This is a genomic window from Stenotrophomonas sp. STEN030 (assembly GCF_056759995.1).
Genome location: NZ_JBRREB010000011.1, coordinates 70,254 through 96,114, shown reverse-complemented (window position 1 = coordinate 96,114; position 25,861 = coordinate 70,254). Strand labels below are relative to the sequence as shown.

Genomic DNA, 25,861 nt, shown 5'->3' with positions numbered 1-25,861 from the left:
GCTGCCTGTCGCCCTGCTCCTTCCGCGTGCTCCTGCGGGGGGTGTTTTTTTGTTGTTGTGGGGCGCGGGGCTACGCCCGGCACGCGCGGCCGGGTCCGGGCAGCTTGGGGGCCGCGTCCCCCCCCGCTTCCACAAGAGAAAGTCCCCTGGCTGTATCGGCTGCTCTCGGTGTTGAGGCCATGCTCGGCTATCATCGTCGGCATGCATGAAGTCAGCCTGATCCTCCTCCAATCCTCGTTTCCGTGCCCCGCCAAGGCCCCGCAATGCTCTGGCGGTGCGGCATGAATGCGATCCGTCCGTTGCCGGAAATCCTGATCAACCAGATCGCCGCCGGCGAAGTGGTTGAACGTCCCGCTTCGGTGGTCAAGGAGCTGGTCGAGAACGCGCTCGATGCCGGCGCCACGCGTGTCGATATCGATCTGGAAGAAGGCGGTGTGCGCCTGATCCGCATCCGTGACAACGGTGGTGGTATCGCGGCCGAGCAGCTGCCGCTGGCGGTGTCGCGTCACGCCACCAGCAAGATTGCCAGCCTGGATGATCTTGAGTCGGTGGCCACACTGGGCTTCCGTGGTGAAGCGCTGCCGTCGATTGCCTCGGTCAGCCGCTTCACGCTGGCCTCGCGCCGTGCCGATGACGAGCACGGCTCAGCGCTGCAGATCGAAGGCGGCAAGCTCGGCGACGTCACCCCACGCGCGCACGCGCCCGGTACCACCGTTGAAGTTCGCGAGCTGTTCTACAACGTGCCGGCACGACGCAAGTTCCTGCGTGCCGAGCGCACCGAACTCGGACATATCGAGGAATGGCTGCGCTCGCTGGCGCTGGCGCGCCCGGATGTGGAGCTGCGCGTTTCGCACAACGGAAAACCGTCGCGCCGCTACAAGCCTGGTGATCTGTATTCGGATGCACGTCTGGGCGAAACCCTGGGCGAAGACTTTGCACGTCAGGCACTGCGCGTGGATCACAGCGCGGCCGGCCTGCGTCTGCACGGCTGGATTGCGCAGCCGCAGTACTCGCGGGCCAGTTCGGACCAGCAGTACCTCTACGTCAACGGCCGCTCGGTGCGTGATCGCAGCGTCAGCCATGCGGTGAAGATGGCCTACGGCGATGTGCTGTACCACGGTCGGCAGCCGGCCTACGTATTGTTCCTGGAACTGGACCCGACCCGGGTCGACGTCAACGTGCATCCGGCCAAGCACGAGGTGCGCTTCCGCGATTCGCGCCTGATCCACGATTTTGTCTATCGCACACTCAAGGACGCGCTGGCTGAAACCCGCGCCGGTATGGAGCCGTCTGCAGGGCAGGCGCATCCGGCCGATCCGCAGGCGCAGGCCGCACCAAGCTACGCAGGCGCAGGCGGCTATCTGCTGTCGCGTCCAGGTGGTAGTGCGAGCGGCGGTGGTAGCAATGGCAATTGGCAGGCGCGGCAATCGCCGCTGGGCCTGCAGGTCGCTGACGCGCCATCGGCGTATGCCGCGCTGTATTCACCGGTCGAGGGTGGCGCTGAGGTGTCGCGGCAGGCCGATAGCGGTCCGTCATTGCCGCCAACGTCCAATGATGCCGGCGTGCCGCCGCTGGGTTATGCCATCGCGCAGCTGCATGGCATCTATATCCTGGCCGAAAACGCCGAGGGCCTGATCGTGGTGGACATGCATGCCGCCCACGAACGCATCGGCTACGAACGCCTGAAGAATGCGCATGACGGCATCGGCCTGCACGCGCAGCCGCTGCTGGTGCCGATGACCCTGGCGGTGGGCGAACGTGATGCTGACACCGCAGAGCGTGAGGCTGCCACCTTGGCTGCGCTGGGTTTCGAAGTCACCCGTTCCGGTCCCGGTTCGCTGCATGTGCGCAGCATTCCTGCGCTGCTGGCCAACGCAGAGCCGGAAGGGCTGCTGCGTGACGTGCTCGGTGATCTGCGCGAGCACGGCCAGAGCCGACGCATCGCCACTGCACGTGACGAACTGCTGTCGACCATGGCCTGTCACGGCGCGGTGCGCGCCAACCGGCGACTGACCATTCCTGAAATGAATGCCTTGCTGCGCGACATGGAAATCACCGAGCGCTCCGGGCAATGCAATCACGGCCGTCCGACCTGGGCGCGCTTTTCCTTGGCTGAAATTGATCGTTGGTTCCTGCGGGGGCGTTGATGAAACACGTATTGGGGAGCGTGGCTTTGGTCGCCGCGATGCTGCTCGGTGGCTGCGGTGATGATGCGAAGAACGCAACGCCGGCGGCAAAGGTCGATCCAGCATTTGCGCATGACAATGAGCTATGGCGCGAGCAACGGCTGACCGAATTGCTGGCCCCGGATGGCTGGACCAGCTTGGTCGGCCTGCATTGGCTGGATCTGAGAGCGCATTACATCGGCAGCGGCAGTACCAGCGGCATCCGTTTGGCGGCAGGGCCACCGCGTATGGGGATGGTCACGCGGGTAGGCGACGCATGGTTCTTTGCGCCTGAGCCTGGTATCTCGGTCAAGGTTGATGGGCAGGTGGTGAAGGGGCGTATTCCACTGCACAGCGACCGTGCCGAAACACCGACGCTGATTCATTTCGACGATGATAAAGGCACCTTGAGCCTGATCGAGCGTGGACCGCGTTTCGGCTTGCGGGTGAAGCATGCCGATGCTCCGGCACGGGTGGGTTTCACTCATCTGGATTACTGGCCAGCGGATCCAAGCTGGCGTATCACCGCGCGTTTCGTGCCGCACGACGTCAATAAAACCATGCCGATCGTCGATATCACTGGGCTGACCACGGAGCTGGCCAATGCCGGCGCCATCGAGTTCGAGCGCAATGGACGCACCTGGCGACTGGAGGCATTGGGTGATGTTGGCCGTCCGTTGCAGGTGATCGTCGCTGATCGCACCAGTGGCCGTGGCAGTTACGCGGCTGGGCGTTACATCGATGTGGACGTGCCGGATGCGAAAAGTCAGGTGGTGATAGATTTCAATCGCGCCTATAACCCGCCGTGTGCATTCACTCCGTTTGCCACCTGTCCATTGCCGCCACCGGAGAACCGTCTGGACATGGAGATTACGGCGGGTGAGAAGGCCTATGCCAAACCCAAGCAGGAGCCGTCGGCATGAGTTGGTTCAAGCGCATAGGACTGTTGTTGGCAACCAGCTTGCTGGTCGCGAGCCCGTTGCTGGCAAGTGCAGCAGCGCCCAAATCTGCGGCCAAGCAGCCGCCGGTGCCGCTGCTGTGGAAGGTCAGTGGCGCGCAGGGCAGTGAACTGTACCTGCTGGGCTCGTTCCATCTGCTCAAGGCGGATGACTATCCGTTGTCCAGCGACGTGGATCGCGCATTCACCGGTGCACAGCGTTTGTTGTTCGAGCTGTCACCGGAGGAGATGAACTCGCCACAGCTGGCCACGCAGATGATGCAGGCGGCGATGCGTCGTGATGGTCGCCAGCTCAAGGATGATCTTGACGCGGCCACCTGGCAGCGGCTTGAACGATGGGCTACGGCCAACAACATGCCAGTCGATCGGCTGGCCGGGCTCAAGCCCTGGTTCGTTGGCTTGACCATCAGCATCGCGCAGATGACCCAGCAGGGCCTGGATCCGAAGTCCGGGCTGGATCGGCACCTGATGGATCGCGCCGCGCAGGCCAACAAGCCGGCATCCGGGCTTGAAAGCGCTGCCTCGCAGATCACCATGCTCGACAGCATGAGCATCGACGAGCAGCGTCAGTTGCTGCGCGAAGCCTTGGAGCAGGTCGACAAGGGCGATGAGCAAAGCCGCCAGCTGCACGATGCCTGGCGCCGGGGCGATGACGTGATGTTATGGCGGGACATGGCCGCGCAGATGAAGCGCGAGTACCCGGGGCTGTATCAGCGGATCAATGTGGACCGCAACAATGCCTGGCTGCCCAGCCTGCAGCAGTGGCTGCAACCCGGGCGCGGCAATACCTTGGTGGTGGTGGGCGCGTTGCATTTGTTGGGCAGCGATGGCGTGGTCGAGAAGCTGCGCGCGCAAGGCTACAAGGTCGAGCGGATCTGCAGCGCCTGCAAGCGCTGAGTTTCAATCTTCTGTGATTTTGTGGGAGCGGCGTAAGCCGCGAACCCACTGAGGTCTGATGCCGCGGCAGCTTCGCGGCTTACGCCGCTCCCACAAACAGCACAAATGTCAGAAACATCTCTGCGACACAAAACAAAAGGCCGACGCTTGCGTCGGCCTTTTCGTTGCCCTCAGCGGCTGCTGCGGGTCTTGCCACCGGTGCTGCCGGTCGGCGGCGGATCGGTCGGCTTGCTACTGGTGCCTGCCGGCGGGCGCGGGCCGCCAAAGCCGGTACCCATGTTGCGCTGGAATTCCTGCCACAGCTCCAGGTTGCGCTCGGTGAGCTGGTTCATCATCGCCCACGGCGTCTGACCGAGCAGGTTGCCCATCTGCTGGCGGAACTGCTGCTGCTGGTCCAGGAACACCTGCATGCTGCGCTCCAGGTAATTGCCCATGAAGCCCTGCAACGAGTCACCGTAGAAACGGATCAGCTGGCTCAACAGCTGGGTGGACAGCATCGGCTCGCCGTCCTGCTCCTTGTCCGCGATGATCTGCAGCAGCACCGAACGGGTCAGGTCGTCGCCACTCTTGGCGTCGCGGACCTCGAAGTCCTCGCCGTCGAGAATCAGCTGACGTACGTCTTCGATGGTGATGTAGCTGGAAATCTCGGTGTCGTAGAGCCGGCGATTCGGATACTTCTTGATGATGCGGGTCGCAGCCATTAAGCAGTCACTCGTCACGGTAGGTGCGCAGCATGGCGCAGTGCAGCAGGGCTTGCAACCGCCAAAAGTACAGGTTGCAAGCGTCGGAGAAGGCTAGGTTTGTTGCGCAACATGAATCGCCATGTTGTGCAACATGGCGCAGGCTGTCAGCAGAGGGCTGTCACCAGCCCATATGGTGGCCGCCGTTGATGTCCAGATTGGAGCCGGTGATCCAGCTGGCCTCCTCGGCAACCAGGAAGGCGACTGCGTAAGCGATCTCCTGCGGCTTGCCCAGGCGCCCGGTGGGGATGTCGGCAATGATCTTTGCCCGCACTTCCTCGGGTACAGCCATCACCATGTCGGTGGCCACATAGCCCGGCGAGATGGTGTTGACGGTAATGCCGAAGCCGGCGTTCTCGCGCGCCAGGGAGATGGTGAAGCCATGCATGCCTGCCTTGGCGGCGGCGTAGTTGGCCTGGCCGTACTGGCCCTTCAAACCATTGATCGAGCTGATCTGGATCACCCGGCCCCAGCCGCGCTTGCGCATGCCTTCGATCACCGGGCGGGTCACGTTGAACACCGAGTTGAGGTTGGTATTGATTACCTCATGCCACTGTTCCGGGCTCATCCGGTGGAAGGTGGTGTCGCGGGTGATACCGGCGTTGTTGACCAGGATCTCTACCGGGCCAAGTCCGGTCTCGACCGCCTGGATCAGGGCGCGGCCACTGTCCGGGTGCGCCACGTCGCCTTCGAACAGTGCGATGTCATAGCCCTTGCTGCGCATGGTCTGCTGCCACTGCTGCGCCTTTTCGGCGTTGCGGAAGTTGGTAGCGACGCGGTGCCCTTGATCGGCGAGGCGTTGGCAGATGGCGGTACCAATGCCGCCGGTACCACCGGTGACCAGTGCGACGCGCGATGTCATGGGCTCAACTCCAGGGCAGATGTGCAGGGGAGCCCACGATTCTAATGAAACTGCGCTCAGCCCGGGGGCTGTAACGGGGCTCGAAGCGAGGTTTTTTGCAGGCGAGCTGGCTCAAAGGCCGCTGCAGCATGCTGCAGCGCGTCGGCAACGCTGGTTGCAGCATCCAATGCGGCCGGCTGTTGGCCCAAGGCGGACCATAGCCAGCGCAGCACCGGTACCGGCTGGGCGCTGTCCACGGGGATGGCGGCCTGCGACTTGGACAACTTCTGGCCGGCGCTGTCCAATAACAAAGGCAGATGCAGGTAGTGCGGGCTGGGTAGGGTAAGCGCCTGCTGCAGCAGAATCTGCCGGGCGGTGGAGTCGATCAGGTCGGCGCCGCGCACCACATGGCTGATGCCCTGCTCGGCGTCGTCCACCACCACCGCCAGTTGATAGGCCCAGTAGCCATCGGCGCGCAGCAGCACCACGTCGCCGACCTCCCGGTCTACGTCTTGCTCCTGCTGGCCTTGCAGGGCGTCGTTGAAACTGACGTGGCTGCCGTCGGCCACCCGCAGGCGGATGGCCGGCTGCGGGCGCCGCTGGCTGGCGACGCAGCGACGGTGGATGCCGTGCTGGCTGGCCAGGTCGGCGCGGCTGCAGTGGCAGGCAAACGCCTTGCCCTGGTCCAGCAACTGGTTGATGGCCGCTTGATACAGGGCGTTGCGCTGGCTCTGGTATTGCACCGGCAAGTCCGACGTCAGTCCGAACGCGCTGAGCGTGGCCAGCTGTGAATCGACCGCGCCGGGTACTTCGCGAGGGGGGTCGACGTCTTCCACGCGCACCAGCCATTGGCCGCCGGCATGGCGGGCCAGCAACCAGCTGCCAAAGGCGGCCAGCATGGAGCCCAGGTGCAAGGGGCCGGTCGGGGAGGGCGCAAAGCGGCCGCGGTAAGGAATAGCTGGCATCGAAACTGAATCGTCGGTCAGATTAATGCTTGAATTCAAGCTGTCTGCGCCGCAAATTGGCTGTATCTCCAATCCTTATGGATCTGTTTCCCATGTTTACCCGTATCGGGCTGTTTCTTCTGACCAACGTTGCTGTGCTGATCCTGGCCAGCGTCGTCATGTCCATATTGGGCGTGAACTCCTCGCAGATGAGCGGCTTGCTGGTCATGGCGGCCATCTTTGGCTTCGGTGGCTCGATCATCTCGCTGCTGCTGTCCAAGTTCATGGCCAAGCGCGGCACCGGCGCCGTCGTCATCACCGAACCACGCAACCAGACCGAACGCTGGCTGCTGGACACCGTGGCCCGCCAGGCCAAGGCGGCCGGCATTGGCATGCCGGAAGTGGCGGTGTACGACGCACCTGAGATCAACGCCTTTGCTACCGGCGCCAATCGCAACAATGCACTGGTGGCGGTATCCACCGGTCTGCTGCACAACATGAGCGAGGACGAAGCCGAAGCAGTGCTTGGCCATGAAATCGCCCACGTTGCCAATGGCGACATGATCACCATGGCGCTGCTGCAGGGCGTCTTGAATACATTCGTGATCGTGCTCGCACGCGTGGTTGGTGGCGTGATCGACAGTGCGCTGTCGGGCAATCGCGAAGGCGGCGGCCGTGGCTTTGCGTACTACATCATCGTGTTTGTGCTGGAGATGGTATTCGGCCTGTTCGCGACCATGATCGCGATGTGGTTCTCGCGTCATCGTGAGTTCCGCGCCGACCAGGGTGGTGCCTCGCTGGCTGGCCGGCAGAAGATGATCGCTGCGCTTGAGCGTCTGAAGCTCAACCACGGCCAGAGCACCTTGCCGACCCAGATTGCTGCTTTTGGCATCGCCGGTTCGGCGGCCAAGAAGCTGTTCCTGAGCCATCCGCCGCTGGACGAGCGCATCGCCGCGCTGCGTTCCTCGACGGTGGCCTGAGTCGGGCTTGCTTACGGTCGGCGCTGAAACCGGCGCAAACCGCAATTGATTGAACACAACGCCCCGCAAGGGGCGTTGTCTGTTTTGCCACCTGGCTACAGCTGTGCCTTTGTTGCTGGTTGTGCATGAGCTAACAGTTCTGTGTTTTTCCATTCGTAGAAATAAGACGCTTGTATCCTCGGTGCATGGGTTTGTGTCTACCCTCCAGGCACAACAGGCGAATGAGGAGCATATGGTGCAGGACGCGCAATATTGGGCAATGGAGTTCTGGAATGGGCTGAGCGTGCTGGACTTGATCGGCGGCTCGTTGCTCGGAGCGGTGCTGGGGTTGGCCCTGGGTGTAGCAGTGTGGATCGCTCTTGCGCGCAGGGGCGGCCTTGCCCGGCACCGGCGTTGGCATCATTGGTTGATCGCCAGTTATGTGGTGGTGCTGCCGCTGCTGTTTGCCTTCATTGGATTACAGGTTGGGCTGGTTGCCGGTGGGCAGCGTGCGCTGTACAAGCAGATCGATCACTTCCAGCCGCATCTGCAGGTTGCGACCGAGCATTGGTTGGTCGAGTTCGAACGGTCGCTGGATACGCCGGAGTTGGAGGCAATGCTGCGCGATGATGTTTCCGCGCACGATGCTGCACGCATGGCGGAGGAGTCCTACCTGGGTGAGCACAGGCTTGCCGATATCAGCATGCTAAGTGGTGAAGGCTTGCCGCAGCGCTTGGCGCGCAAGGGCATCGAGCACCTGCGCAGTGAAGTGATGCTGCGATGGGTGGAGGACAGCCTGGTGAAGGAGGTGGGTGGCCGCAGTGGACTTGATAAAGCCGTATTCCGCGAGGCGCTGGGCATGCGCATGAGCGAGCTGCTGCATACCAAGGGGGTGATCCGTCTATTGAAGGCGCAGATCAGCTCGATGATGCCTGGCATCTACTTCGGCTTGCTGCTGCCGCTGCTGATCGTGATGGCGCTGGTGCTGCTGGAGATCTGGTTGGCAGGTCGTTATGGCTGGGGCCGGCAGGCGGTCGCGGGAACTGAGGTCATGTCCGCGGCGGGCGCTGGCTGACAGGCCGTCCTTGTAGGAGCGGCGTAAGCCGCGAAGCTGGCAGCATTGGATCGGTGGCAGCTTGTGCCATCTGATTGATTTCTTGCTTCGCGGCTTACGCCGCTCCCACAAAAAAACGGTGCCCAAAGCTGTGTCCACAAAAAAACCGATGCCAGGTGTCCGGCATCGGTTTCGAGGTGGCTTACCGCTTATGCCAGCAGGATCAGAACTTCGGATCGAACTCGGCGGCGTAGCCGGTGTTGACGAGGACCTTCTGCAGGGCTTCGCACACCTTGATGTTGCCAGCCACCACCTGCTGGGTCTCCGGGCCGCGCGAATCCATGCGGTCCAGCGGGGCGCCGCGGTAGTTGCAGACCTTGCCGCCGGCTTCGCGAACCAGCAGCACGCCGGCAGCGATGTCCCATGCCTTCACGCCGGCTTCGAAGTAGGCGTCGGCGCGGCCGCAGGCCACGTAGGCCAGGTCCAGCGCGGCAGAGCCGGTGCGGCGTACGTCTTCAGCCTGCACCAGCAGGGTGTCGACGGTCTTGAGCTGGCTGCTGGCACGGCTGCGTTCGCGCGGAGCGAAGCCGGTGTGGATCATCGTGCCTTCCAGGTCCTTGCGATCAGACACGCGCAGGCGGCGGTCGTTGAGCACGGCGCCGTTGCCCTTGGAGGCGGTAAACAGTTCGTTGCGCAGCGGGTCGAAGATCACCGCATCGATCGGCTCGCCGTTTTCAACCAGGGCGATGGAGACGCAGTAGTGCGGGAAGCCGCGCAGGTAGTTGCTGGTGCCATCCAGCGGGTCGATCACCCACATCATGCGGTTGACGCCCTGCAGGCCACCTTCTTCGGCATAGATGCCGTATTCCGGATAGGCGCGCTTGAGCTCCTTGACGATTACTTTCTCAGCGTCGGCATCGACTTCGCTGGCGTAATCCATCCGACCCTTCTGTACCACGTTGAGGGCTTCAAGCTTGTTGATGTTGCGGAGCAGGACGTTGCCGGCGAGGCGAGCGGCCTTGACCATGACGGTTACGGCGGGTTTCTGCATGGCTAAAGGCTCCCGTGAGGGCAGAGATCGGATTGGCGGGGGAAAAGAGCAGGCCCGGCGCAAAGGCCGGCCGCGCAGTTTACCATCTACAGCTGTCTCGCTCCTGATTTTTTAACGCCATGTCTGTTTCCGCTCATATTCGATTCGTTCTTGTTGGCACACAGCACCCCGGCAACATCGGCGCGGCGGCCCGTGCGATGAAGACCATGGGGCTGGCGCGGCTGGTCCTGGTGGCCCCGGAGAAGCCCTTGGACGAGGACGCCTTCCGGCGCTCGGCCGGTGCCGAAGACGTGCTCGGCGACGCCCCGGTGTTCGCCACCCTGGCCGAAGCCGTGGCCGATTGCCGCCTGGTGCTGGGCTGTACCGCGCGTTCGCGGCGGGTGCAGCTGGAAGAACTGCTGCCGGAAGCTGCCGGCCAGCGCGCCGTGGCCAAGGCCGGCGAGCCAGCCGAAGTGGCCTTTGTGTTCGGGCGCGAGCGCACCGGCCTGACTAATGAAGAGCTGCAGCTCTGCCACGCCGCCGTGCATATCCCGTCCGACCCTGAATTCAGCTCGCTGAATCTGGCTGCCGCGGTGCAGGTTCTTGCCTACGAGGTGCGGATGGCGGCGCTGGAATCGCAGCCCGGCGCGGCAGCGCCGGTATCGGTTGAGGCTGGTCAGGATGAAGCACCGGCCAGTCATGCCCAGTTGGAGGGGATGTTCGGCCAGTTGGGTGAGACCCTGGATCAGATCGACTTCCACAAGGGCCGCGCCCCGGAATCGGCCATGCGCAAGCTGCGTCGTCTGTTCATGAAGGCTGAGCTGTCCGAGCAGGAGGTTCGGCTGATGCGCGGCATCCTGTCCGATGCCCAGCGTATGGCCCGCCTGGCCTCGGAGGGTAAAGGCTGAGGCCAGCATCACGCTTTGCTAAAAGCGGTACTCTGTGGGGATGGATTAGGGGGTGTCGTTTTGGGTGTCTTGCGATGGCTTTGGGGAGCCGCACTGACACTGGCTGCACTGCAGCCCGTAGCGGTGGGGGCGGTTGATCGTTCGGTATTGGTCTTGGGGCGGATCAGTGATGATCCGAAGTCGCATTACGACCAACTCAAGCCACTGCTGGATTATGTGGTGCCGCGCATGCGCGACGTCGGGATCGTCGAAGGGCGCATCCTGATGGCCAAGGACCCGCAGCAGATGGGTAGCTATCTGCGGCGTGGCCGGGTGGATTGGGTCACCGAGACCTCCGGCACGGCGATGGCGCTGGGTCAGCGGGCGGGCGCCAAGCCCCTGCTGCTGACCGAGCGCAATGGCGTGGGCGCGTATCACAGCGTGTTTTTCGTGCGCCGTGACAGCCCAATCACCACGTTGGAGGGTTTGCGCGGGCGCACCCTGGCGATGCAGAGTGCGGCATCCACCAGTGCCTACCTTGTGCCAGCCATGGAGCTGCTAGATCACAACGTACAGCCTGAGATCCTGCTCGACCCGCGCGATACACCGGTCGAGGACTCGGTGGGCTACGTGTTTGTGCGCTCGGAATTGAACATCTCCACCTATGTGCACAAGCGCGTGGTGGATGCCGGGGTGATCAGCAGCATCGATTGGAGTGACAACCAGGCCATGCCGCCAGCCTTCCGCCAGGACATGCGGGTGCTGTACCGCAGCGAGCCAATCCCGCGTGCGGTGGAAATGGTGCGCGCCGACCTGGATCCGGCGGTGCGTGACCGCCTGCAGCAGGTGTTGCTGGAAGCTAGCAGCGACCCTGTGGCCGGGCCGGCGCTGGCCAAGTTTTTTGGCACTACAGGCTTTCACCCCGTAGATCCGGAAAACCTGCGCGCGCTTGAGCGTTTGCGCCGTGGTTTGGTCCGCGTCCGAATGGAGGTGGAATGAACAAGCCACGGTTTGGATTGCAGGCCCGTTTCCTGGCCGCCAGTGCCGTGGTGGTGCTGGTGGTGGTGGCCATCGTCGGGCTGATGCTGGTGCGTCAGGCTGCCGCCCAGCGCGAAGCCTTGCGCAACAGTGGCGAAGTGCTCAGCCAGGTGTTCGACCAAGGCGTACGTGAGCGCGGCACCGCCTTGGCCAATGCTTTGGCCGATACGCTGATAAATCCGCTGTACTACTCCGATCTGGCGGCTATCGGTACGGCGGTGCGCAATACCGCACGGCAGAAATCGGTCAGCTATGTGCTGGTTTATGACCCGGAGGGGCGGCTGATTCACGACGGCTCTTTCGACGTGGCCGGTTATGGCCAACCGATGAATGATCCGCTCGCCGAGGCGGCGGTGCGGTCGCTCAAGCCGCTGGTGCAGGAGTCGCCGTCGATACTTGAAGTGGATGTGCCGCTGGCGATTGGTGGTCAGCCGCTGGGCGGCCTGCGCGTAGGTATGAATCTGGCACCGGTTCGCGCTCAGGAGGCCAAGTCCATGCAGGCGCTGGAGCAGCGCATGCAGGAGACCCAGCGACGGGAGTTGGTCTGGGCCTTGGGTTTGATGTTGCTGTTGCTCGGTTTTGTCTGCGTGATGGCGTTCTACGTGCAGTACACGCTGGTGCGGCCGATCCGCTGGCTGGGTGTGGCGGCGCAGCGTATCGAGCGCGGCGATTACCTGATCGAGGCGCAGGCGACCCGGCGCGGCGACGAGGTCGGTGATTTGCTGCGCACCTTCGATCGCATGAGTCAGAGTATCGCCCGGCACGACCGCGACGTCCGCCAGATGGCCTATACCGATGCTCTAACTGGCTTGACCAACCGGCTCGCTTTCCGCGAAGCCCTTGACCATCGCTTGCTGCGTGCGCAGGCGGCCGGGCGGGGTTTGGCGCTGTTGTTCATTGATATCGACGAGTTCAAGCGGGTCAACGACACGCTGGGGCACGAGGCCGGTGACGACGCCTTGCTGCAGTTTGCGCAACACATCTCCAATGCAGTTGAGCAGATTGGTGGCGATGACGCCTTGCTGGCCCGGTTTGGCGGTGACGAGTTTGTCATCCTGATCAGCCAGGGCCAAAGCAGTGCTGCCGAGATCGCCAAACTGCTGGCGGAGCGGCTGGTGATCGATCTGGGCAAGCCGCTGCAGGTGCAACAGCGCGAAATTTTCCTTGGCAGCTCGATTGGTATCACCTTGTTCCCCGAGGATGCAGTGGACGCCACTGCGTTGCTGAAGAACGGTGATATCGCGATGTACCAGGCCAAATTGGCCGGCAAGAACTGCTTCCGTTACTACAGCCTGGCCATGGATCATGCGGTGGAGCGGCGTCTGCATCTGGAGCAGGAGTTGCGCGGTGCCTGGGAGCGCAACGAGCTGCGTCTGGTCTACCAGCCCATCTTCCGTACCCGTGACCGCATGCTGTGTGGCGTGGAAGTGCTGCTGCGCTGGGATCACCCGGCGCTGGGTGCGATCCCACCGTCGGTATTCATCGATGTGGCCGAGCAGAGTGGCCTGATCCAGATGATCGGCCCCAAAGTGCTGCGCGCTGCCTGTGAGCAGGCCCAGCAGTGGCCGCGCAATTCGATAGGCGAAGAGCTGTTCATTTCGGTCAACGTCTCGCCGAAGCAACTGCGTAACGGTGACCTGCTGCAGGAGGTCGAAAGCAGTCTGCTTGGTTCCGGGCTGGCTGCTTCACGCCTGCATCTGGAGCTGACCGAGACGGCGGTGATCGGGGATGAGATGCTGGCTGTCTCCTTGCTGGAGAAGCTGCACCGTGCCGGGGTGAAGGTGTGGCTGGACGATTTTGGTACCGGGTTCTCCGGGCTCAGTCATCTGCGCCAGGTGCCGGTCGACGGGGTCAAGATCGACCGCAGTTTTGTCGCCGACATGGAGCGCGATGCCGACGACCTGGCGCTGACCACGGCCATCATTGCCATGGCCCATGCGCTGGGTATTACCGTGGTGGCCGAGGGCGTGGAGCAGGAGGCACAGTTCGAGCTGCTCAGCCAGCGCGGCTGTGATCTGGTCCAGGGTTACTGGCTGGGCCGGCCCCTGGAAGCGGCCGGCCTGGTAAGCCTGTTGGAGCGCGGCGCAATGGCGGCGGTGCGCTGATCTGCCCGATTGGCTTGGCCGCCTTGGCGCAGCCGCTCCTGCTCAGAGCGGCCGTTTGCTGGTGTCGCCGGCGATCTCGCGTACAAGTTTTGGCACCAGATAACCGGACAGCCGGGCCATCAGCCCGGCGTGCAGGGCCAGCGCCTGCTCGTCGCTGACTTCAAAGTGGGCCGCGCCCTGCACCTTGTCCAGCTGGTACAGGTAATACGGCATTACCCCGGCGGCGAAGCTGCGCTCGCTCAACGCTGCCAGTGCATCCAGCCCGTCATTGACACCGCGTAGCAACACCGCCTGGTTGAGCAGTTGCGCGCCGGTAGCGCGGATGCGGGCCAAAGCGGCATCCACTTGGGCATCGAATTCATTGGCGTGGTTGGCATGCAGCACGAAGGCCACCGGCCAGGGCAGGCTGCTCAGCCACTGCACCAGACTATTGTCGACGCGCTCGGGCAGAACCACCGGCAGACGGCTGTGAATGCGCAGGCGTTTGATATGCGGGATGGTGGCCAGGGCATCGGTCAGCTCGGCCAGCTTGGAGGTGTTCAGCGACAGCGGGTCGCCACCGGACAGGATGACTTCGTCGATGTCCGGGTCGGCCGCGATCGCCGCCACGGCCTCCTGCCAGCCGCCTTTGGCGGCGTTCTCGCCGGCATAGTCGAAGTGGCGGCGGAAGCAGTAACGGCAGTTGATCGCGCAGCTGCCAGTGGTCACCAGCAGGGCGCGGCCACGGTACTTCTGGATCACCCCGGTGGCTTTCTTGGCCGCGCCGTCGCCAACGGCATCGAAGCTGAACCCGGGGACGACCTGCATCTCGTCGGTGATAGGCAGTACCTGCCGCAGCAGCGGGTCGGCCGGGTCGCCGTGGCGCATGCGCGCCACAAAACCGCGCGGCACCCGCAGCGCGAACTGCGCCAGCGCATCGGCCGAAACGCCCACCGCTTCGGCATCCAAGCCCAGTACTGCCAGCAGCTCGGCCGGGTCGCGGATGGCTTGGCGCCAGTGCGCCTGCCAGCGGTCGTCGGGCAGGGTCAGGATGGCTTTTTCTGGAGTGAGGACGGGGGCTGCGGTTATCATTGGCGGTCAGAAAAACAGATGGCCCACCAGATGGCGGGCGTTCCATTCTAATCCGGCCGCCCGCACCACGCGGCGGTTTTGCCAATTCAGGAGTTTCAGCATGGCCAGTTACGGCATGAACGACGTAAAGAACGGGATGAAAATCCTGGTCAACAACGCCCCGGCGGTCATCATCGACACCGAGTACGTCAAGCCGGGCAAGGGCCAGTCCTTCACCCGCGTGAAGTACCGCCTGATCAAGGACGGCCGTACCCAGGAAGTCACCATGAAGTCGACCGACACGCTGGAAGCAGCTGACGTGGTCGATACCGACATGAACTACATGTACAGCGACGGCGAGTACTGGCACTTCATGGACCCGGAATCCTTCGAGCAGGTGCAGGCTGACAAGGCTGGCATGAACGGCGCCGAGAAGTGGCTGAAGGGCGAAGAGTCCTGCGTGGTGACCCTGTGGAACGGCGTGCCGATCGACGTGACCCCGCCGAACTTCGTTGAGCTGAAGATCGTCGAGACGGATCCGGGCGTGCGCGGTGACACCTCGGGCGGCGGCGGCAAGCCGGCCACCCTGGAATCCGGCGCTGTGGTCCGCGTTCCGCTGTTCGTCAACCAGGATGAAATCATCCGTGTTGACACGCGTTCGGGTGAGTACTCGGCTCGCGTCAAGTAAGCAATACGATGCAGGCGCCGCCACCTATCACCCCGCAGCTACGCGTTGCTGGTGCTGGGGATGCGGCGCCTGCTCGCATCCGGCATTTGCCGGGCCAGGCAACAGAAAGGTGATGACCGTGAGTGATATCCAACCCCAGCAGTGCGATCTATTGATCGAAGCCGGTTACGTAGTGCCGGTAGAGCCGCACGCGGTGGTGCTTGAAGACCACGCGGTGGCGATTCATGACGGCGTGATCGTGGCAGTGCTGCCGCGTGCCGAGGCCCGCGCCCGCTTCAGCGCAAAGCAGGTCGTTTCGCGCCCGGAAGCGGCGCTGATCCCCGGCCTGGTCAATGCCCATACCCACAACCCGATGACGCTGCTGCGCGGCATCGCCGATGATCTGCCGCTGATGACCTGGCTGCGCGAGCACATCTGGCCGGTGGAAGCGGCGGTGATCGGGCCGGAGTTCGTCGCTGACGGCACCACCCTGGCCATCGCCGAGATGCTGCGCGGCGGCACCACCTGCGCCAACGAAAACTATTTCTTCGCCGACGTGCAGGCCGCTGTCTACAAGAAGCACGGCTTCCGCGCGCTGGTCGGCTCGGTGATCATCGACTTCCCCAGCGCCTGGGCCAAGACTGATGACGAGTATTTCGCCCGCGCCACCGAGTTGCACGATACCTGGCGCGGCGACGCGCTGATCGGCACCGCGTTCGCGCCGCATGCGCCGTATACGGTGAACGACGCCAATTTCGAGCGGGTGCGGATGTTGTCCGACCAGCTCGACAGCCGCGTGCATCTGCACACGCATGAGACCGCGCAGGAGATCACCGATTCCATCGCCCTGCACGGGCAGCGCCCGCTGGCGCGACTGGATCGCCTGGGTCTGGTCAACGAGCGTTTGATCGCGGTGCACATGACCCAGCTCACCGATGCCGAGATCCATCTGTGTGCCGAGCGCGGCGTCAGCGTGGTGCATTGCCCGGAGTCCAACCTGAAGCTGGCCTCGGGCTTCTGCCCGGCCTGTGCGCTGGTCAAGGCCGGCGTCAATCTGGCGATCGGCACCGACGGCTGCGCCAGCAACAACGACCTGGACATGTTCAGCGAGAACCGCACCGCGGCCATCCTCGCCAAGGCTGTGGCCAACGACGCTACCGCGCTTGATGCAGCGAGTACGTTGCGCGCATCGACGCTGGGCGGCGCACGCGCGCTGGGCTTCGGTGATCGCATCGGCTCGATCGAGGTTGGCAAGCAGGCCGATCTGGCCTGCGTGGACCTGTCCGCGCTGGAAACCCAACCGCTGCACCATGTGCTGTCACAGCTGGTCTATGCCGCTGGCCGCCATCAGGTCAGCGATGTGTGGATCGCCGGCAAGCCCAAGCTGGTCCAGCGTCAGTTGGTCGACATGGACATTGCCGCGATCACCGCCAATGCGCGCCAATGGCGCGACCGCATCCGTACCATTCGCGCCTGACCGCGCAACCGGCCGCCCCACGCGGCCGCAAGAGGAAACCGATATGAGTGCAGCTTCCACCTCTACCAACTTCGATCAGGCCGAACTGGACAAGTTCGCCGCGTTGGCAACCCGCTGGTGGGATGCCGACGGCCCGCAGAAGCCGTTGCACGCGCTCAATCCGGTGCGCCTGAAGTACGTGGCTGACCGCGCCAGCCTGCGCGGCGCCAAGGTGCTGGACATCGGCTGCGGCGGCGGCCTGCTCAGTGAAGCGCTGGCCAAAGAAGGCGCGCAGGTTACGGCCATCGATCTGGCCCCGGAACTGGTGAAAGTTGCCCGCCTGCACGGCCTGGAATCCGGCGTTACCGTCGACTATCGGGTGCAGGCAGCCGAAGACCTGGCCGCAGAACACCCGGGCAGTTTCGACGTGGTGACTTGCATGGAAATGCTGGAGCACGTACCGGACCCGGGTGCGATCATCGCCGCCTGCCATCGTCTGCTGCGTCCGGGTGGCAAGCTGTTCCTGTCTACCATCAACCGCACCCCGGCCGCATTCGCCGTGGCAATTGTCGGCGCCGAGTACATCGCCCGACTGCTGCCCAAGGGCACGCACCACTACCAGGAATTCATCAAGCCGGCCGAGCTGGGTGCATGGCTGCGCGCGGCTGATCTGTCCTTGCAGGACGTCAGCGGCATGGCCTACGAGCCGTGGCGCAACCGCGCCCGCCTGAGCAGCCGCACCGACATCAACTACCTGGCCTACGCGGTCAAGCCGGAACAGGCATGAGTGCCGATTCCTTCCCGCCAGCCGTGCTGTTCGACCTGGACGGTACCTTGCTGGACAGCGCACCGGACTTCGTCGTCACCGCCAACCGCATGCTGCAGGCACGTGGCATGGACGAGATAACGCTGGAGCAGCTGCGCCCGGCGGTGTCCAAGGGCTCGCGCGCGATGCTGGCGGTTGCCTTCCCGCTGATGGGCGAGGCCGAACGGCATGCGTTGATTCCCGAGTTCCTGGAGATCTACGAAGCACTGATCGGCCAGTACGCGACGCTGTTCGATGGCATTGAAACCATGCTGCAGGCGCTGGAGCAGAACGGCACCACCTGGGGCATCGTCACCAACAAGCCGGAGTATCTGGCGCGCCTGATCCTGCCGCAGCTGGGCTGGGAACAGCGCTGCGCGGTGCTGATCGGCGGTGACACCCTGGCCGAGCGCAAGCCGCACCCGCTGCCGCTGCAGGTGGCCGCACAACAGATCAAGACCGCCGCCAGTGCCTGTGTCTACGTCGGCGATGACGAGCGCGACATCATTGCCGCGCGCGCCGCCGGGATGCCGTCGGTGGCGGTGTTGTGGGGCTACCGTCTGCACGGTGATGACCCGCAGGCCTGGCAGGCCGACAGCATTTGTGAGTTACCGCAACAACTTTGGCAGCCCGCCGCATGGCCAGCTACCCAACCGGCTTCGGCCTGATTCAACAACGAGGTTTGATGTGAGCAGTGCGCTGGACAGCTTTCTGGACAAGTGGCGTGAGCGTTGGCCGGAATGGGCCTTCGTGGAGCGCTTTGTCGACGAGGCCGATCGTGAGCGCAGCGTGGCCTGGTTCGCGCTGCTGCAGGAATTCGACGACATCTTGAACGCCAGTGGCGACACCACGCCGCAGGACGCCAAGCTGGCGTGGTGGGGCGAGGAGCTGCGCAGCTGGGAGGTGCAGCGTTCGCGACACCCGCTGGGACGCCTGCTGGAGCCGGTGCGTGCGCCGTGGGCGCAACTGGCTGATGCCTTGCCGGGCTTGATCGATGCGCGTGATCGCGTGGCTGATGCCGCGCAGGCACGCAAAGTGTTGGCGCAGTACGCGACAGCGGCGGCGGCGGTGGAAGCAGCTGTGTTCAACAGCAAACCGTCGCCGGCGGCTGCCGAGGCGCTGATCACGCAGATGCTGGCGTTGCGCGTGCAGGAAAATGCTGCGTCGGTGCCGCAGGCCTTCAGCAATGAAATGGAATGGGACAAGGCCCTTCAGGCGGCTTGGCCGTCGCGCGTCGCCGGCCCACGTCCGCGCCGTGTCTATGCGGTGCTGGCGCGTGGCCGCCAGCAGGCACGCATCCGTGGTGGTGAATACCAGCCGAGTCCGGCGGGTTTGATGTTGCGTAGCTGGTGGGCTGCGCGAGGCTGAGGCGGTAGGGCGGAGTTTGCCGGAGTCGCTGCCTTCTCCCGTTTACGGGAGAAGGTGCCCGGAGGGCCTGCCCCCGCGAAGGCGGGGGGCGGATGAGGGCAGCTCTGCGTTGTTGATTTATCAGCTTCGCGGCTCACGCCGCCCCCACCCGCTTTGTTGGGAATGCACCTGTAGGGCGGCGCTGGGCGCGGCACTACGGGTGATGCCCCTGCCGAGCGTGGAATCCCTAGGCTTTATTTGCCGCGCTCCAGCACCAGCAGCGGGTCGATGCGGGTGTCGAACCAGTTCATGCCCCAGTGTAGGTGGGGGCCGGTCGCTCGACCGGTTGCGCCGACTGCGGCGATGTTCTGCCCTTGCTCGATTCTGTCACCGACCTTCACGTCGATCCGCGACAGGTGCAGGAAGTTGGAGCTGATGCCGAAGCCGTGGTCCAGCACCAGGGTGCCGCCCGTCAGATACAGATCTGGGCCCGCAAACGTCACGATGCCAGCTGCGGGCGCCTTCACTGGCGTACCCGTGGGCACGGCGATATCCATGCCCGAGTGACCGCTCCCAGGCTGTCCGTTGTAGACACGGGCATTGCCGAAGCGGCCACTGATTCGCCCCTGCACCGGCCAGATGAAGGTCTGGGTGAAGTCGGTGCGGTTGTCGTCGCGCTTGCGTGATTCAGTCACCTGCGCCTGTTCACGGGCAATCCGCTCGGCGATTGCCGGCGGCGGATTCACCGTCTTTGGCGGCACGCCATTGACCCGCTCTACCGGCCAGTCGCGCGCAGTCACCGCAATCGAAACCGTCTCGCTGCCGCCGTCCGGGCGCTGCACCTGTACCTGCAGCGGGCCTTTTTCGTCGCGGCCGATGCCGAGCACCACGCTGCCATAGCTGCTGACCCGCAAGTCGCGGCCCGCATAGCGGACGCTACTGCCAGCCGGCACCTTGCCGATCACCATCGCGCCCTGCGAGGCGCTGGCCGGGAACACCACGCGGTTGTCGAGCAGGTTGCCGATGCCATCCTGGGCCTGTGCGGGCAGGGCGGTAAGCAGGGGCGCTGCCAGCAGCAACGCCCCCATCATCAGGACCGAACGCATCAACGGTCGTAGGTCATGCGCTGGCCGGCCGGTGCGCCCACCAGCTTGTTGCCGTCCCACACCTGCTGGCCATTGACCCAGGTGGAGGCGATGCGCGAACTGAAGGTGGTGCCTTCGAACGGCGACCAGCCGCACTTGGACAGCACGTCCTCGCGCTTGACCGTGAAGGGCACGTCCTCGACCAGCACCAGGTCGGCGAAGTAACCCTCGCGCAGGAAGCCGCGCTCCTCGACGTCGAACAACTGCGCTGGTGCATGGGCGAACTTCTGTACCACTTGTTCGCGGGTCAGTTTGCCTTCGTGCACGCGCTCCAGCGCGGCGACCAGCGCGTACTGCACCAGCGGCAGGCCGGACGGTGCCTGTGCGTAGGGCTTCTGCTTCTCTTCCCAGGTGTGTGGGGCATGGTCGGTGGCCAGCACGTCGAGCACGTCGTCAGCCAGTGCGGCGGTGATCGCCTCGCGGTCTGCCACTTCCTTGATCGCCGGGTTGCACTTGATCAGGTTGCCCTTGGTTGCATAGTCCGGGCGCGCGAAATGCAGGAAGTGCACGCAGGTTTCGGCGGTGATCTGCTTGCGGCTGCCATCGGCGCGGATCAACGGACCTTTCTCGAACAGGGCCAGTTCGTCGGCGGTGGAGATATGCAGCACGTGCAGACGGGTGCCGTGCTTGCGGGCCAGTGACATCGCCAAGCGGGTGGATTTGATGCAGGCCTCACGCGAGCGGATATCCGGGTGCATGTCCGGGGTCAGCGCGTCGCCGTACTTTTCCTGGAACGCCTTCATGTTGGCGTCGATCATCGGCGTGTCTTCACAGTGCGTGATGATCGGGGTGGGGCATTCGCGGAAAATCGCGTCCAGGGTTTCCGGGTTGTCGACCAGCATGTTGCCGGTGGAGGCGCCCATGAACACCTTCACGCCCGGCGCCTTCTTCGGGTCGAGTACGCGGATCGCTTCCAGGTTGTCGTTGCTGGCGCCGTGGTAGAAGCCGTAATTGGCCCAGGCACGGCCCTTGGCCAGTTCGTACTTGGCTTCGAGGATGGTCGAATCCAGGGTCGGCGGGTTGGTATTGGGCATGTCCATGAAGCTGGTCAGGCCGCCGGCAACCGCGGCAGCCGATTCGCTGGCGATGTCGCCCTTGTGGGTCAGGCCGGGTTCGCGGAAGTGGACCTGATCATCGATCATCCCGGGCAGCAGCCAGCGTCCGCCCGCGTCCACCACTTGCTCACCATCGCGCGGAGTCAGGCCGCTGCCGATCTGCGCGATACGGTCGTTCTCGATGCGCAGGTCGCCGTCGAAGGTGCGACCTTCGTTGACCATGCGGGCATTGCGGATAAGGGTGGAGGACATGTCAGTGTTTTCCTGTGCAGCGGCAAGAGGGAGAATCGGCGCGCTCCGGGACCGGATCCAGTCCGCCCGGATGGAACGGATGGCAGCGCCCCAGCCGGCGCAGGGTAAGCCAACACCCCCGTAGCGGACCGTGTATACGGATCGCGTCCATGGAGTATTCCGAGCAGCTGGGATAGAAACGACAGCGCGGCCCAAGCAGGGGGCTGATGAAGCGCTTGTAGGAGCGCAGTACGGCAATGAGGAGTCGGCCGATCACGGTTAAATGATAAGCCACTTGGCAAGCGAGCAGTATTTGTCGCAGGATGCGGGATGGCGCCGGTAAACACTCCGTGCTTTCCGCTGCCAGCCAGGGGCGATGGCGCGCCTGGTTACGTTCCGAACTGCGCGAAACGGTCCGGTGACGCCACCGGACCTGTACTGCACGGGTCGGGCATCCGTTCACATACGGTGCCCGGCGCGGTTGCTGCTGCTGGTCGGGTAGGCTATAAAGGCCCGCTTTCCCGGGCCCCGGGGGAAACAAGGAAGAGCGTTTCGTGGCTGCTAAAAAACCTGCAAAAAAGGCCGTCAAGGTCGCCAAGAAAACCGCCAAACCTGTAGTCAAGAAGGCGGCGTCCAAGCCGGTTGCAAGCAAGCCGGTCGCAAAGGTTGCCAAGCCGGCAGCGAAGAAAGCGCCCGCCACCAAGGCGGTCGCCAAGAAAACGCCGGTCAAGCAAGCAGCTCCTGCCAGCAAGCCCGTCGCCAAGAAGGCTGCGGTTAAGACGGCAGTCGCTAAAAAGGCGGCCCCTGCCAAGAAGGCAGCGGTCAAAAAGGTGACCACGCCGGTTGCCGCGCCAGTTGCCAAGAAAGCAGCTGCGCCGGTTGCCAAGGCCACCAAGCCCGTTGCCAAACCCGTAGTTAAAAAAGTGGCCGAACCAGTGGCCACCAAGACGCTCAAGACTCCTGTCAAACCCGTGGTCAAGTCCGTACCGAAGCCAGCTGCAAAGCCGGCGGCGGCCAAGTCTGTCCCGGTCGAAGTCGCCAAGACGGCCCCAGCTCCGGCACCTGCGCCGGTCGCTGCCAAGCCGGCTCCAGCGGCCAAGACCCCGCAATCCAAGAATCCCGTGCCTGTTTCGAAATCCAACGTCAAAACTCCCGTCAAATCCACCGCTCCTGTTGCCGTCCGTCCGGTCGGCAAGGTTGCAGTCGCTGTCACCGCGCGTTCGACCGCTCCGGCGCCGCGCAGCAAGTACAAGGTTGTCGAATACAACATCGACGAGACCACTGGCCGTCCGATCCTGCCGGCTGGCTATAAGCCGTCCGCAGATGAGGAGTACATGAGCACGCTGCAGCAGGAGTACTTCCGCCAGCGCCTGTTGAACTGGCGTGCGGACCTGGTCGAGGAATCGAAGCAGACCATCGAGAACCTGCGTGAGGAAGTGCGTGACATCGGCGATGAAGCCGAGCGTGCAACCCGCGAAACGGAAAACTCGCTGGAACTGCGTACCCGCGACCGCTACCGCAAGCTGATCGGCAAGATCGACAGCACGCTCAAGCGTCTGGAAGCCGGCGACTATGGTTTCTGCGTCGATACCGGCGAAGACATCGGTCTGGATCGCCTGGAAGCCCGTCTCACCGCCGAGCGCACGATTGATGCGCAGGAGCGTTGGGAGCACCTGCAGAAGCAGCAGGGCGACTAAGTCCAGCTGTATTGGTTGAACAAAACCCCGCTTCGGCGGGGTTTTTGTTTTTCGCTGCCCGGCAGGTCTTCTCAACCCTCCGTCCTGCGCCGCGCTGATGCTCGGCAGTAACGAGGCAGCTGCCCGCTAAGGCAGAGTTGTCCACGTTCGTGGCATCAGCTGACCTGTACGGCTTGCTGCAGGCGCTGCAGATAGTCTTCGAAGTACTTTTCCAGGTTGACCTTGCCCGGGTGGCGCAGCCAAAGCAGCTGTAAGCCATCCATCATGGCAATCAGTTCGGCGGCGATCTGGTCTGGATCAACTGCGAGGCTGATCTCACCGATTTCCTGGCCATGGCGCAGGCTGTGCGCGATGTACTGCAGCATCAGTCCTGTGCGTTGGCGGAACCAGTCCTGTGCGGGGTGATCGTCGCTGAGGCTTTCTGCGTTGAGCAGCGAGAAAGCCTTGATCACGCCCGGAATGTCGGCATTGGCGCGATTGGCCAGGCGCAACTGATCCAGCACCTCCGACCAGGGAAGCGGCGGTCCCGCTGCGGCATCTTCAAGCGTGTAATCCTGCGGGTAGCCTGGCAGGCGCGGACTGCGTTGATCGCGGACTTCCAATACCGCCAGCAGCATCTCGGCCTTGCTCGGAAAGTAATGCAGCAGGCCGGGCAGGGTGAGGCCGACATCGGTTGCGACCTCGGCGATGGAGGCATTGCTGTAGCCATCGCGCGCGAACACGCGCATTGCCGCATCGAGAATCTGTTGCCGACGCTGGTCGCCCTTGGGGGAACGTCGGCGGGTACGGGTGACTGGCGTTGTCTGCTTGGAGGTTGGCAAAGCGCGATCCCGGCTCGGGTCAGGTGCGCAGTGTATCCGCGTCTGCCACGCACGCTATCTGTTTTGAAACTGTACCCGCGTCACAGTTTTTGACAAACCTACTGACTGGTAGGTTTACTGCCGCGGCGTCGGCGCAACGGTAAGTAGTCGTATCGCCGTAACAACATCCCGGAGGGGGATTGCACGCAGCTGGACCGCGCCGCAGCACTGATTGCGGCAGCTGTGCAGCGACCAGCCCCGCCTGATGAAGAACGTGCCGGAAAGGCCGACGTTGGAGTGCCTGGGATGGATCAACGTGTCCGCCCTGCGCATGCCGATTGGTTGTGTTTGCGCGGGCGGTCGACGCTGTGGCGCTGGCTGCTCTTCATCAATCTGGAGAGAAAAGTAATGAACACGTACTGTTGTAACGGGAGGGCCATCATCGTGAGCAGGATGACGCTGGCTATCTGCCTGGGCCTTGCTGCGTCGATGGCTTACGCCCAAGCCGATGCCGCATCCGCTGCTGCACCGCTGACAGGCGAGACGTCGAGCACTGAGCCGCAGGCTGAGTCCTCTACCGCACAGGTGTCGAGCCAGCTGTCGACGCCGAGCTGCCATGACTACGATGCTTTCGTCAGTCGTGGTTCCGAAGCGCCCATCATTACCACCTGCGAAACGCTGTCGCCGGACCTGCTCGGTTTACGGCCGAAGTTGTACGACAACGGCTGGATGTTCATGGGTTACTACAGCGCGACGGAAACCTATGATCTGCGCGGCCAGGAGGCCCGCCCGCAGCAATACAACGGGCAGCGGCCCAGCTTCAGCGGCGCGCTGGGGACCATCACTACCTATGATCTGTCACGGCTGGGCTGGTGGGGCAAGCGATCACAGCTGACATTCGAGGTAAACAGCTGGCGTACCGTTTACCGCGATGCAGGTTTGAACGACGACGCAGCGGTAGCGCAGCTATCGGTCGAGCAGGAGTTTGCTGATGGCCGTGTACGCATCCAGTACGGCTACTACGGAATGCTGGGCCAGTTTGTTGGTTTGTTCCTGGGAGCAAGCACCGCGTCTTCGGCACTTGGCCCCACCAGCATCATTCCCAATCTGGCCGGCATGGCAGCCTTCAAGCCAGTGCCTGGGATGGATATCCGGCTGTACTCGAAAAATGGCCGCTTCTACGACCACTTTGGTGTAGCGCGCTCGCAGAGTCCTGATGGCTTTCTGGCAGACAGCAAGGCCAATCCTACTGGCCTGAAATGGAGCGTGGAGGGCACCAAGCCGATCTACGTCAATGAAATCGGCTATCGGGTTACGTCCAGTGCGACTACCCGCATGACCTGGTTGCGCCAGGGTACGGTCTACAACCGAACGCTCTACACCGATTTCCGCAATCCACAGCGCAAGGGAACCAATCGTGCGTTCTATGTAGTGGCCGATCACCAGTTCACCCAGCCCGATCAATCCACGCCGTATCGAGGTTGGTACTTCAATCTGAAGGCCAACTACGCACCGGCCGAGCACAATATTTTCAGCTCGGATTACGCGGTAACCCTATATAGCCTTGCACCGTTCGCGAAGCGGCCAGGGGACATGGTGTCGCTAGGCTACACCCGCACCGAAGTGAGCGATGACGCCCGCCGCTACCTGAGTTCGCTCGGAATGAATCCGGTGCATTTCAGTTCCTCGGCATCCGCCTCGTATGCCTTGCGTGCGTTTCGCGGCATCTATTGGGTAAACACCTTGAGCTACACGCGCAACCCGATAGTTACCACGCAACACCCGGATGCGATGAATCTGCAGAGCCAGTTGACGTTCTCGTTCTGAGTTTCCTCTGTCCACGTTCAGTGGCCGGACTTTCTCGCTGTAACAAGGCAGGCGCCGTAGGGATGCGGATGCGTTGATGGCGACGTATCGCCTGCCGTTGCACCGGAACAACCATTGCGCGCTGCCTGGATGCGGGCGCGCCACTTCCAGACATGCAGCGCCC

General features: G+C 63.5%; 24 protein-coding genes. 15 read left to right on the top strand and 9 right to left on the bottom strand.

What is annotated here, in order from left to right; translation table 11 throughout:
- Window positions 1–281: 281 nt before the first annotated feature.
- From mutL to ACVOLR_RS06030, 3 genes are read left to right on the top strand one after another with little or no spacing between them, the layout of a single operon-like run.
- Window positions 282–2,147 (top strand): DNA mismatch repair endonuclease MutL, encoded by a 1,866-nt coding sequence (mutL, locus tag ACVOLR_RS06040; RefSeq protein WP_481535630.1) that lies wholly within the window; start codon window positions 282–284, stop codon window positions 2,145–2,147.
- Window positions 2,147–3,088 (top strand): DUF1684 domain-containing protein, encoded by a 942-nt coding sequence (locus ACVOLR_RS06035; RefSeq protein ID WP_481535629.1) that lies wholly within the window; start codon window positions 2,147–2,149, stop codon window positions 3,086–3,088. Before mutL ends, ACVOLR_RS06035 begins: the two co-directional genes overlap by 1 nt.
- Window positions 3,085–4,020, top strand: coding sequence for a TraB/GumN family protein (locus ACVOLR_RS06030; RefSeq protein WP_481535628.1), 936 nt, complete (start codon window positions 3,085–3,087; stop codon window positions 4,018–4,020). Before ACVOLR_RS06035 ends, ACVOLR_RS06030 begins: the two co-directional genes overlap by 4 nt.
- A 170-nt stretch (window positions 4,021–4,190) precedes the next feature.
- On the opposite strand, the gene phaR is transcribed toward ACVOLR_RS06030, so the two are convergent.
- The 3 genes from phaR to gluQRS all read right to left on the bottom strand — a co-directional run bounded on the left by phaR (window position 4,191) and on the right by gluQRS (window position 6,566).
- Window positions 4,191–4,721, bottom strand: a complete 531-nt coding sequence (gene phaR / locus ACVOLR_RS06025; RefSeq protein ID WP_481535627.1) for a polyhydroxyalkanoate synthesis repressor PhaR — start codon at window positions 4,719–4,721, stop codon at window positions 4,191–4,193.
- A gap of 160 nt (window positions 4,722–4,881) precedes the next feature.
- Window positions 4,882–5,622, bottom strand: a complete 741-nt coding sequence (gene phbB, locus ACVOLR_RS06020; RefSeq protein WP_481535626.1) for an acetoacetyl-CoA reductase — start codon at window positions 5,620–5,622, stop codon at window positions 4,882–4,884.
- 56 nt (window positions 5,623–5,678) lie between these two features.
- Window positions 5,679–6,566 carry a tRNA glutamyl-Q(34) synthetase GluQRS gene (gluQRS, locus tag ACVOLR_RS06015; protein WP_481535625.1) on the bottom strand — a complete coding sequence of 296 codons (888 nt, stop codon included), beginning with the start codon at window positions 6,564–6,566 and terminating at the stop codon, window positions 5,679–5,681.
- A 92-nt stretch (window positions 6,567–6,658) separates the two neighbouring features.
- Here gluQRS and htpX point away from each other — a divergent pair, with 92 nt between their 5' ends.
- Together htpX and ACVOLR_RS06005 are read left to right on the top strand one after the other, a co-directional pair.
- Complete coding sequence (htpX, locus tag ACVOLR_RS06010) at window positions 6,659–7,525, top strand: protease HtpX (RefSeq protein ID WP_481535624.1); 867 nt, start codon at window positions 6,659–6,661, stop codon at window positions 7,523–7,525.
- 193 nt (window positions 7,526–7,718) lie between these two features.
- Window positions 7,719–8,579, top strand: a complete 861-nt coding sequence (locus ACVOLR_RS06005) for a hypothetical protein (protein ID WP_481535623.1) — start codon at window positions 7,719–7,721, stop codon at window positions 8,577–8,579.
- Between the two features lie 202 nt (window positions 8,580–8,781).
- On the opposite strand, the gene ACVOLR_RS06000 is transcribed toward ACVOLR_RS06005, so the two are convergent.
- Window positions 8,782–9,609: an inositol monophosphatase family protein gene (locus tag ACVOLR_RS06000; protein WP_481515550.1), complete on the bottom strand. Its 828-nt coding sequence runs from the start codon at window positions 9,607–9,609 to the stop codon at window positions 8,782–8,784.
- A 119-nt stretch (window positions 9,610–9,728) separates the two neighbouring features.
- Between ACVOLR_RS06000 and ACVOLR_RS05995 the strand changes: the two genes are divergently transcribed.
- Genes ACVOLR_RS05995 through ACVOLR_RS05985 form a run of 3 tightly spaced genes read left to right on the top strand, consistent with a single transcriptional unit; the run spans window position 9,729 to window position 13,618 of the window.
- Window positions 9,729–10,496, top strand: coding sequence for an RNA methyltransferase (locus ACVOLR_RS05995; RefSeq protein ID WP_481535622.1), 768 nt, complete (start codon window positions 9,729–9,731; stop codon window positions 10,494–10,496).
- Between the two features lie 60 nt (window positions 10,497–10,556).
- Entirely contained in the window at window positions 10,557–11,474 is a 918-nt protein-coding gene (locus ACVOLR_RS05990; protein WP_481535621.1) for a phosphate/phosphite/phosphonate ABC transporter substrate-binding protein, read from the top strand.
- The gene (locus tag ACVOLR_RS05985; RefSeq protein ID WP_481535620.1) at window positions 11,471–13,618 is read left to right on the top strand and encodes a putative bifunctional diguanylate cyclase/phosphodiesterase; all 2,148 of its coding nucleotides are present in this window, start codon (window positions 11,471–11,473) and stop codon (window positions 13,616–13,618) included. The genes ACVOLR_RS05990 and ACVOLR_RS05985 overlap by 4 nt, the downstream gene beginning before the upstream one ends.
- Window positions 13,619–13,660: 42 nt before the next feature.
- Here ACVOLR_RS05985 and epmB read toward each other — a convergent pair whose 3' ends face one another.
- Window positions 13,661–14,689 (bottom strand): EF-P beta-lysylation protein EpmB, encoded by a 1,029-nt coding sequence (gene epmB / locus ACVOLR_RS05980; protein ID WP_481535619.1) that lies wholly within the window; start codon window positions 14,687–14,689, stop codon window positions 13,661–13,663.
- Between the two features lie 100 nt (window positions 14,690–14,789).
- Here epmB and efp point away from each other — a divergent pair, with 100 nt between their 5' ends.
- The 5 genes from efp to ACVOLR_RS05955 all read left to right on the top strand — a co-directional run bounded on the left by efp (window position 14,790) and on the right by ACVOLR_RS05955 (window position 18,964).
- A complete protein-coding gene (gene efp / locus ACVOLR_RS05975) occupies window positions 14,790–15,356 on the top strand; it encodes an elongation factor P (RefSeq protein ID WP_481515545.1) in 567 nt (188 codons plus the stop codon).
- Between the two features lie 118 nt (window positions 15,357–15,474).
- The gene (locus ACVOLR_RS05970) at window positions 15,475–16,812 is read left to right on the top strand and encodes a TRZ/ATZ family hydrolase (protein WP_481535618.1); all 1,338 of its coding nucleotides are present in this window, start codon (window positions 15,475–15,477) and stop codon (window positions 16,810–16,812) included.
- Between the two features lie 43 nt (window positions 16,813–16,855).
- Window positions 16,856–17,578 carry a bifunctional 2-polyprenyl-6-hydroxyphenol methylase/3-demethylubiquinol 3-O-methyltransferase UbiG gene (gene ubiG / locus ACVOLR_RS05965; RefSeq protein ID WP_481535617.1) on the top strand — a complete coding sequence of 241 codons (723 nt, stop codon included), beginning with the start codon at window positions 16,856–16,858 and terminating at the stop codon, window positions 17,576–17,578.
- Window positions 17,575–18,264, top strand: coding sequence for a phosphoglycolate phosphatase (locus tag ACVOLR_RS05960; protein ID WP_481535616.1), 690 nt, complete (start codon window positions 17,575–17,577; stop codon window positions 18,262–18,264). Before ubiG ends, ACVOLR_RS05960 begins: the two co-directional genes overlap by 4 nt.
- A 19-nt stretch (window positions 18,265–18,283) precedes the next feature.
- Window positions 18,284–18,964 carry a phytoene/squalene synthase family protein gene (locus ACVOLR_RS05955; protein WP_481535615.1) on the top strand — a complete coding sequence of 227 codons (681 nt, stop codon included), beginning with the start codon at window positions 18,284–18,286 and terminating at the stop codon, window positions 18,962–18,964.
- A gap of 233 nt (window positions 18,965–19,197) precedes the next feature.
- Here ACVOLR_RS05955 and ACVOLR_RS05950 read toward each other — a convergent pair whose 3' ends face one another.
- The 3 genes from ACVOLR_RS05950 to yidD are packed head-to-tail and all read right to left on the bottom strand — an operon-like array spanning window position 19,198 to window position 21,669.
- Window positions 19,198–20,049, bottom strand: a complete 852-nt coding sequence (locus ACVOLR_RS05950) for a M23 family metallopeptidase (protein WP_481535614.1) — start codon at window positions 20,047–20,049, stop codon at window positions 19,198–19,200.
- Window positions 20,049–21,395, bottom strand: coding sequence for a dihydroorotase (locus ACVOLR_RS05945; protein ID WP_481535613.1), 1,347 nt, complete (start codon window positions 21,393–21,395; stop codon window positions 20,049–20,051). Before ACVOLR_RS05945 ends, ACVOLR_RS05950 begins: the two co-directional genes overlap by 1 nt.
- A gap of 1 nt (window position 21,396) precedes the next feature.
- Entirely contained in the window at window positions 21,397–21,669 is a 273-nt protein-coding gene (yidD, locus tag ACVOLR_RS05940) for a membrane protein insertion efficiency factor YidD (protein WP_481512077.1), read from the bottom strand.
- A 259-nt stretch (window positions 21,670–21,928) separates the two neighbouring features.
- Here yidD and dksA point away from each other — a divergent pair, with 259 nt between their 5' ends.
- Complete coding sequence (gene dksA, locus ACVOLR_RS05935; protein ID WP_481530720.1) at window positions 21,929–23,071, top strand: RNA polymerase-binding protein DksA; 1,143 nt, start codon at window positions 21,929–21,931, stop codon at window positions 23,069–23,071.
- Window positions 23,072–23,226: 155 nt separating this feature from the next.
- Here dksA and ACVOLR_RS05930 read toward each other — a convergent pair whose 3' ends face one another.
- Window positions 23,227–23,892 (bottom strand): TetR family transcriptional regulator, encoded by a 666-nt coding sequence (locus ACVOLR_RS05930; protein ID WP_481535612.1) that lies wholly within the window; start codon window positions 23,890–23,892, stop codon window positions 23,227–23,229.
- 432 nt (window positions 23,893–24,324) lie between these two features.
- On the opposite strand from ACVOLR_RS05930, the gene ACVOLR_RS05925 reads away from it, so the two are divergent.
- Window positions 24,325–25,698, top strand: a complete 1,374-nt coding sequence (locus ACVOLR_RS05925) for a carbohydrate porin (RefSeq protein WP_481535635.1) — start codon at window positions 24,325–24,327, stop codon at window positions 25,696–25,698.
- Window positions 25,699–25,861: the final 163 nt, after the last annotated feature.